This window comes from Verminephrobacter aporrectodeae subsp. tuberculatae At4 (genome assembly GCF_000193225.1).
In the GTDB taxonomy this organism is placed as follows: Bacteria; Pseudomonadota; Gammaproteobacteria; order Burkholderiales; family Burkholderiaceae_C; genus Acidovorax; species Acidovorax aporrectodeae.
In genome coordinates, this window is sequence record NZ_AFAL01000979.1 from 1 (window position 1) to 7,647 (window position 7,647).

The 7,647-nt window shown below is 66.5% G+C and carries 7 protein-coding genes and 2 pseudogenes; 3 read left to right on the forward strand and 6 right to left on the reverse strand.

What is annotated here, in order from left to right; all coding sequences use genetic code 11:
• The 6 genes and pseudogenes from VTU_RS30190 to VTU_RS30195 form a co-directional block, all read right to left on the reverse strand.
• Nucleotides 1-277: pseudogene (locus VTU_RS30190) on the reverse strand (acyl-CoA carboxylase subunit beta); the annotation flags it as partial.
• On the reverse strand, nucleotides 274-1,053 hold the full coding sequence (locus VTU_RS0123980) for an enoyl-CoA hydratase (protein WP_010110144.1): 780 nt from the start codon (nucleotides 1,051-1,053) through the stop codon (nucleotides 274-276). The pseudogene VTU_RS30190 and the gene VTU_RS0123980, both read right to left, overlap by 4 nt.
• A 59-nt stretch (nucleotides 1,054-1,112) precedes the next feature.
• Nucleotides 1,113-1,955, reverse strand: coding sequence for an acyl-CoA thioesterase (locus VTU_RS0123985; protein WP_010110146.1), 843 nt, complete (start codon nucleotides 1,953-1,955; stop codon nucleotides 1,113-1,115).
• Between the two features lie 11 nt (nucleotides 1,956-1,966).
• Entirely contained in the window at nucleotides 1,967-2,413 is a 447-nt protein-coding gene (locus tag VTU_RS0123990; protein WP_010110147.1) for a DUF2147 domain-containing protein, read from the reverse strand.
• A 58-nt stretch (nucleotides 2,414-2,471) separates the two neighbouring features.
• Nucleotides 2,472-4,268, reverse strand: coding sequence for an acyl-CoA dehydrogenase C-terminal domain-containing protein (locus VTU_RS0123995; RefSeq protein ID WP_010110148.1), 1,797 nt, complete (start codon nucleotides 4,266-4,268; stop codon nucleotides 2,472-2,474).
• A gap of 4 nt (nucleotides 4,269-4,272) precedes the next feature.
• Nucleotides 4,273-4,932, reverse strand: a complete 660-nt coding sequence (locus VTU_RS30195; RefSeq protein ID WP_010110149.1) for a TetR/AcrR family transcriptional regulator — start codon at nucleotides 4,930-4,932, stop codon at nucleotides 4,273-4,275.
• Nucleotides 4,933-5,313: 381 nt separating this feature from the next.
• Between VTU_RS30195 and VTU_RS32210 the strand changes: the two genes are divergently transcribed.
• The 3 genes and pseudogenes from VTU_RS32210 to VTU_RS0124010 form a co-directional block, all read left to right on the forward strand.
• Nucleotides 5,314-5,658 (forward strand): EexN family lipoprotein, encoded by a 345-nt coding sequence (locus tag VTU_RS32210; RefSeq protein WP_236610865.1) that lies wholly within the window; start codon nucleotides 5,314-5,316, stop codon nucleotides 5,656-5,658.
• 23 nt (nucleotides 5,659-5,681) lie between these two features.
• A pseudogene (locus VTU_RS35925) lies at nucleotides 5,682-5,861 on the forward strand (IS3-like element ISAzo10 family transposase); the annotation flags it as partial.
• Nucleotides 5,862-6,344: 483 nt separating this feature from the next.
• Nucleotides 6,345-7,647: GMC family oxidoreductase (locus VTU_RS0124010; protein ID WP_010110151.1), on the forward strand; the 1,303-nt coding region annotated here is incomplete at its 3' end.

Sequence of the window (7,647 nt, forward strand, 5' to 3'; positions counted from 1 at the left end):
CCGATTTCTGCGTGTCCGGCACGTCCTGCAGGTAGCCGGCCAGGCTGGCCAGCGGCAGCCAGGGCGCGCCCGCGTCCAGCAGCAGGGCCACGCGCTGGCGCGGCAGCAGCTGGCCGCGCCGTTCAAACTGCGGCTGCGCGCGTGCCGAAACGGTCGCGGCGCGCTCTTCCAGCGCGCGCAATACGTCCAGGCGCGCGTGCAGCGCGGCGCGGCGCTGCTGCGCCTCGGGCGCGCCGGCGTTCAGGCGCGAGGAAAAGGTGGGTACGCCCTCGTTCATGGGACCGCAGAGAAATCAGGCTGGCGCTTTTGCATGAAGGCGGACAGCGCCTCGCGCGCGGCGGGCTCGCGCAGCAGCCGGCCGAAGCTGCTGGCCTCCTGCGCCATGGCCGCGAGCACCTGCGCAGTCTGTCCGCTCTTCATCAGGCGCTTGGTCTCGATGAGCGACGCCAACGGCTTGGCCGCGAGCTTTCTGGCCTGCGCCTGCGCCACGCCAAGGCACTCGGCCGGCGCGAGCACGCGGTTCACCAGGCCCAGCTCCAGCGCCGTCCCGGCCGTGAAGGGCTCGCCCAGGAGCAGCGCCTCGGCGGCACGGTGGTAGCCCATGAGCTGCGGCACCAGCAGGCTGGAGGCCGCCTCGGGGCACAGGCCCAGATTCACGAAGGGCATGGAGAACACCGCGTTCTCGCCCGCGTAGACCAGATCGCAGTGCAGCAGCAGGGTCGTGCCTATGCCCACGGCCGGGCCGCAGACCGCGGCGATCAGGGGCTTGGGGAAGGTCGCCAGAGCGTGCAGAAAGCGGAACACGTGCGCATCCTGCGAGGCCGGCGGCTGCTGCAGAAAATCGCCGATGTCATTGCCCGCGCTGAATACGGTCGTGTCCCCATGGAATATCAGCACGCGCACCTGGGCGTCGTCCCGGGCGGCGTCCAGCGCGTCGGCCATGGCGGCGTACATGGCCGCCGTGACGGCATTTTTGCGCTCCAGCCGATGCAGGCGGATGCTGCTCACGCCCGCTTCGGTGTGCACGAGAATGTCTTTGGTGGTTTCGTTCATGGTGATTTCTCCGGGGTTGCGGAATGCGGGGATGGAGGGCCGGCGCCGTGCTGTGCCCCTCATTCCTTGTAGTAGACGATCTGGTGGCTCGTGGCCAGCATGTGGCCCGCTGCGTTCCACAGCTGCGCGCTCTGGTCGAAGAAACCGTTGCGAAACACCTGACCGCACGCCTGGCCCAGCAGGTAGCCCGAGCCCGTCTCCTGCAACTGCGCGCCGTCCGCATGGAAGTACACGGTGATCGACACCGTTCCCACCGGAACGCGGCGCGCGCGGCGCAGCCACACGCGGGGGAAGAACACGTCGGCCAGCGCGGTCAGCGCGCAGAAGTCCAGCGGGCGCGCGGGCGCGTCACGCATCCAGAACCGCGTGAGGCTGTGCTCCCCGCCGCCGTCCCAGCGCTCGGGAATGGTGCCGCAGATCGGGCGTATTTCATAGCGGTCGAGCCACTCCACGCCCAGGCCCGGGGGCAGCGCCGGCAAGTCCGCGGGCGCGGGCACGTCCGGCATGCGCATGTCGTCCACGCTCCAGGTCTGCCGGCGCAGCGCCGTCACGGCCGTGGCGCTGGTGGTGAGCATGGGCGCGCCGTCGGCGCCGGCCTGTTGCATGGACAGCGTCCAGTGCTGCGTGGAGCGGTTGCTGCGCACGGGCAGGGCCTGCACCGTAAACGGCCCGGCGACCAGCGCCCCGGCGTAGTTCACCGTGAGCGCGAGCGGGTCCCCGAGTCGGTCGGGGTGCTGCATCACGGCCTGCAGCAGGGTCGCGGCCGTGATGCCGCCGAACGGCCCCACCATGTTCCAGTAGCCGGCATGGGTCTGGCCCTCGTACCGGCCTGCGGCTGGGGAAGACGAAGGCGCGGGCCGCAGGCGCAGCGCCTCGTCCAGGGGATGGGGGGAACAAGCCATTGCAGACGGCCTTACTGCACCCGGATCCAGGTCTGCGTGCGGCCGAAGGGGCCGATGGAGCCGCGCACCTCGAGCTTTTGTCCGCCCTCGATGGGCTCCATGCGCAGCGTGTAGTCGCGGCCGTTCTCGGGGTCGAGGATCTTGCCGCCCTCCCACACGTCCTTGCCCTCGGCCTTGCTCGCGCCGCGAATGATTTCCAGCCCCAGCATGGGCCGGCCCTTGCGCTCGTCGCTGCACTTGTCGCAAACATCCTCGGGTTTGGCGGTCTTGGACAGGCGTTTCTCCAGCACGCCGGAGAGCGCGCCGGCGCCCGCATCGCGGATGCGGATTTCTGCCTTGGCCTCGCCCGTTTTGTCGTCGACGTTGCGCCACAGCCCCTCGGGCGTCATCTGCGCCCAGGTCGGCGCCGAAGAGGCCAGGAAAACAATCATCGTCACCGCTTTGAACCGTTTGAACATACACACTCCATGGTTGGGAAAAGCCCGAAAACCTGCCATCCGCGCTGCCGCCGCCGGGTCAGGCCAGGGCCAGATCGGTATCCATCAGAACCCCGCTGCCGGCGCGGGCGCGGGGTATCAGCGTCGCGGTTTCGGGGAACAGCCGGGCGAAATAAAAGCGTGCGGTCTGCAACTTGGCCGGGTAGAACGGATCGGTACTGCCGGCGGCGATCTTGCGCAGGGCCACCTGCGCCATGCGGGCAAAGAAGTAGCCGAACACCAGGTGGCCGGCGGCGCGCAGGTAGTCCACCGCCGCGGCGCCCATCTCGTCGGGGTTCTGCAGGCTGCGCAAACCGATGTCGGTGGTCAGCTCGGTCATCTGCCTGCCCAGGTTGACCACGGGCTCGATGAACTCGGTCATCTTCCCGTTTCCGCCCTCCTCGGCCGCGAGCCGGCCCAGCAGTTGGCCGAACTTCCTGAGCGTGGCGCCGTTGTTTCCCAGAACCTTGCGCCCCAGCAGGTCCAGCGCCTGTATGGTGTTCGTGCCTTCGTAAATCATGTTGATGCGCGCGTCGCGCACATGCTGCTCCATGCCCCATTCGCGGATGTAGCCGTGGCCGCCCAGAACCTGCTGGCACAGCGTGGTGGCCTCGAAGCCATTGTCGGTAGTGAAGGCCTTCACGATGGGGGTCAGCAGCGCCAGCATGTCGGCACAGTCCTGGCGCAGATGGCCGTCGGGGAGGCTGCGCTCCTTGTCGAGCAGCAGCGCGCAGTACAGGGACAGCGCGCGGGCGCCTTCGGCGTAGGCCTTGGCCGTGAGCAGCATCCTGCGCACGTCGGGGTGCACGATGATGGGATCGGCCGGCCGGTCCTTGGCTTTCGCGCCCGAGAGGCTGCGCATCTGGATGCGCTCCCTGGCGTAGGCCAGGGCGTTCTGGTAGGCCACCTCGGTCAGGCCCAGCGACTGGTTGCCCACGCCCAGGCGCGCGGCGTTCATCATCACGAACATCGCGGCCAGGCCCTGGTGCGGCTGGCCCACGAGGGAGCCGCTGGCGCCCTCGAGCACGAGCTGCGCCGTGGCGTTGCCATGGATTCCCATCTTGTGCTCCAGGCCGGCGCAGTAAATGGCGTTGCGCTCGCCCAGGCTGCCGTCGGCCCGCGGCTCGAACTTGGGCACCACGAACAGGCTGATTCCCTTGCTGCCCGCAGGCGCGTCGGGCAGGCGGGCAAGCACCAGGTGGACGATGTTGCTCGCCAGGTCGTGCTCGCCGGCGGAAATGAAAATCTTCTCTCCGGTGATCCTGTAGCTGCCGTCGGCCCGGGGTTCGGCCCGGGTGCGCAGCAGGCCCAGGTCGGTGCCGCAATGGGACTCGGTCAGGCACATGGTGCCGGTCCATTCGCCGTTGGTGAGCCGGGGCAGATAGAGATCCTTTTGCTCCCGCGTACCGTGCGCATGCAGGCATTCGTAGGCGCCGTGCGAGAGGCCGGGGTACATCGTCCAGGCCTGGTTGGCCGAATTCAGCATCTCGTAGAAGCACTGGTTCAGCACCATGGGCAGGCCCTGGCCGCCGTAGGCGGGGTCGCAGCTCAGCGCCGCCCAACCGCCGGCGACGTACCGGGTGTAGGCCTCCTTGAACCCCTTGGGCGTGCTCACGGCGTGCGTGGTCTGGTCGAGCGTGCAGCCCTCCTCATCGCCACCGATGTTCAGCGGAAAGAGCACCTCGGTGGCGAACTTGCCGCCCTCCTCGAGAACGGCGTCGATCGTGCCTTGATCCAACTGCGCGTGGGGTGCGAGCGCCTGAAGTTCATCGCTGACCCCAAGCACTTCGTGCAGGATGAATTGCATGTCGCGCAGTGGCGGCCGGTAGATGGGCATGGTCTTACTCCTTGGAGGGGGGGCTTGGGTTGGAAACCTTGCGCTCGGACGCCACCGGGGCGGGAGCGGGCATGTGGGCACTGTAGCGCGCCAGGATGTTGTGAAACCCCGTGACGGCCCGGTCGATCGATCCCGGGGTCCGCAGGAAACGCGCCTCGTAATGCAGGGCAAGAATGAGGCCGTGGATTTCAAAGAGCATTTGCTCCGCGTCGGTGTCGGCGCGCAGTTCGCCCAGGTCCTTGCAGTACCTGATCGCGCGCTTCATGGCCGCTTGCCAGGCGAGCACGGAGTCCGCCAGCGTGGCCCGCACCGGGCCGCTGCGGTCGTCGAACTCGACCGCGCCGCTGATGTAGATGCAGCCCGAGTCGATTTCCACGGAGGTACGCTTCATCCAGTTGTCAAACAGCGCGCGCAGACGCGCCACGCCGCGCGGCGTGGACAGGGCCGGGTAGAACACCTCCTGCTCGAAGCGCGCGTGGTACTCGCGAATGACGGAGATCTGCAACTCCTCGCGCGAGCCGAAATGGGCAAACACGCCCGACTTGCTCATCCCCGTGGCATCGGCCAGTGCCCCGATGGACAGCCCCTCGAGCCCGATGTGCGTGGCCAGGCTCAACGCCGCATCGACGATTGCCGCCTTGGTTTGCTGGCCCTTTTGCAGCACCCGCACGGCGCCACCGCGCGCAACGCGAAGGGGCTGAAGGGGTTCGGAGGAGGCGGCATGGGGGAGGAAATAAAACGAACGTTCGCTCTATTTTGCAACAAATTTGGCGCCGGCGCGTGGGGTGATGTTTGGCCGCCGCATGGGTGGCCTGTGGGCTGGCGTGCAGGTCCGGGGGATTGGCGCGGCGCTGACGGCCCACCAGGAGATGGGCGACGGCGAGGCCCTGACCGATTTGCTTGGGGCAGACCAGCGTGCCGGGTTGAGCGCACGAGCCGGAGGCCAAGCGCTGGTCAGGCTGGGTTGGGGTCTCGACAGCCCCCCCTATTGGGTGCGTATGATCCGCGCCAACACAGCCGCCACGCCTCTTCACAATGCGCAACCTTGGCGGTTTTTTTTGCCCGAAAGAATCCCCCTGCGTTAGAACGGTTGTCGCCTCTTTTCTCGCTCAACAAATTGATGATCATGATTTCACATACTCACTTTCTGTTGTTGGTTGTTGCTGTTACGCGTGCAGGTTGCAGTGGCAAAGACCCGGTGAAAACCGTCGATTGGTACAAGGAAAACACGCCGGAACGATTGGCGGTGATAGAAAAGTGCGATGCCAATCCTGGCGAACTGGCGGCATCTCCCAACTGTATTAATGCAATTACTGCCGCAAACCAAATTACATTGAATAAGCGTGGCTATGAGAAACGCACTCCAATAAATCTTTCCGGGAGTAAATAAGTATGGCAACCGAAAGTGAGATTTCAGCGCATGCCGCAGGCGCGAGGCTACGCTTGGCCTGCAAGACCGCCCGGCATTGATCTGCGCACCCCGCAAGGCTGACGGCAGCCCGCAAGCCGTGCCCCCCCCTGCCCAGCCATGCCTTGAGCCCGGCCGAGCGGGCCAGACTACTGGCCGTGGCCAACGAACCGCGCTTTGCAGACATTCTGGCGCCACGCGCAACGGGTCACACATTGAGGCCATGAGCCTCAACCCTGAACGCGATTCGGTCATCAAGACGCATTCGAGGGCACAGGATACTCAGCCGATGGATGTTTGAATGAGGCGACAACTATCTTGACACGCGCCGCTTTCACATGCATGTCCATGACCTTTCCTCACTGAACGGTGGTCAATAAAAATCGCTTCGGGGATGGCCCCGATGCTTTCCGGGAAATTCGACCTGCCTGGTTTGGCCGATCGATGTACTAGCGGGTCCGCAGCAAGGTATTTCGTTTTGCACGCACTTTGCCCGTTCCGCGGCAATGGGTCTTCATCGTGGTGCAATTTGCAAGAAACACAGAATTTACGGAGGGTTTCAGAGCAAACGCTGTGCCAACATATTAAAAATCGTCGACAGGGTCCCACGCAATCCGCACAATGGCGCGCCCGCCCAAGCCTTGCCCCATCAGACCTTCCGCATCCCCATGAGCCACACCCTGTTTGACACCATCATCATTGGCGCGGGAACCGCTGGCGCCCTGCTGAGCAATCGCCTGAGCGCCGACGCCCGCCACCGCGTGCTGCTGATCGAAGCGGGGCACAAGGACGACTACCACTGGATCCACATTCCCGTGGGCTACCTGTACTGCATCGGCAACCCGCGCACCGACTGGCTCTACAGCACGGAACCCGAGGCGGGCCTGAACGGCCGCAGCCTGCGCTACCCGCGCGGCAAGACGCTGGGCGGCTGCAGCAGCATCAACGGCATGATCTACATGCGTGGTCAGGCGCGCGACTACGACCAGTGGGCCGCGCTGACCGGCGACGCGCGCTGGCGCTGGGACGCGGTCCTGCCCTACTTTCGGCGCCACGAAGACCATTGGCGCCTGGACCGGCCGGGGGACGCGGATGAGAATTTCCAACGCCTGCACGGCAACAAGGCCACGGGCAGCAGCGGCGAGTGGCGTGTGGAGAGGCAGCGCCTGCGCTGGGAACTGCTCGACGCGTTCGCCCTGGCCGCGCAGCAGGCGGGAATCCCCGCCACCGACGACTTCAATGGCGGCGACAACGAGGGCGTGGGCTACTTCGAGGTGAACCAGAAAAGCGGCTGGCGCTGGAACACCGCCAAGGCGTTTCTGCGCCCGACCTGCTATGGCCGCGCGAACTTCGAGCTGTGGACCGGCGCGCAGGTCGCCCGGCTCATCGTTCAGCCGCAGCCCGACGGCAGCCAGCGCTGCACCGGCGTGCAGGTCTGGGACGGCCGCGAGATGGTCACGGCCCAGGCCGCTGGCGAGGTGATCCTGAGCGCCGGTGCGGTGAACTCGCCGCAGTTGCTGCAGCTCTCGGGAATCGGCCCGGCCGCGCTGCTGCGCGCGCGTGGCATCGACGTGCTGCACGACCTGCCCGGCGTGGGCGCGAATCTGCAGGACCATTTGCAGATCCGGGCGGTGTTCAAGGTCGGCGGCGTGAGCACGCTCAACACCCTGGCCGGCTCGCTCTGGGGCAAGGCCCGGATCGCGCTCGAATACGCTGTCCGGCGCAGCGGCCCCATGAGCATGGCGCCTTCGCAGCTTGGCGCGTTCACGCGCAGCAGCCCGCAGCAGCCGCATCCGAACATCGAGTACCACGTGCAGCCGCTCTCGCTCGACGCATTCGGCGAGCCCCTGCACCGCTTTCCCGCGTTCACGGCCAGCGTGTGCAACCTCAACCCCACGAGCCGTGGCACGGTGCAGATCAGGAGCGCCGACTTCCAGGCCGCCCCCGCGATTGCGCCCAATTACCTGAGCA

Bases quoted from the DNA above. Each gene is read 5' to 3' on its own strand.
- VTU_RS0123980 (WP_010110144.1), bottom strand. From the start codon at position 1,053: ATGAACGAAACCACCAAAGACATTCTCGTGCACACCGAAGCGGGCGTG.
- VTU_RS0123990 (WP_010110147.1), bottom strand. From the start codon at position 2,413: ATGTTCAAACGGTTCAAAGCGGTGACGATGATTGTTTTCCTGGCCTCT.
- VTU_RS0123995 (WP_010110148.1), bottom strand. From the start codon at position 4,268: ATGCCCATCTACCGGCCGCCACTGCGCGACATGCAATTCATCCTGCAC.
- VTU_RS0123985 (WP_010110146.1), bottom strand. From the start codon at position 1,955: ATGGCTTGTTCCCCCCATCCCCTGGACGAGGCGCTGCGCCTGCGGCCC.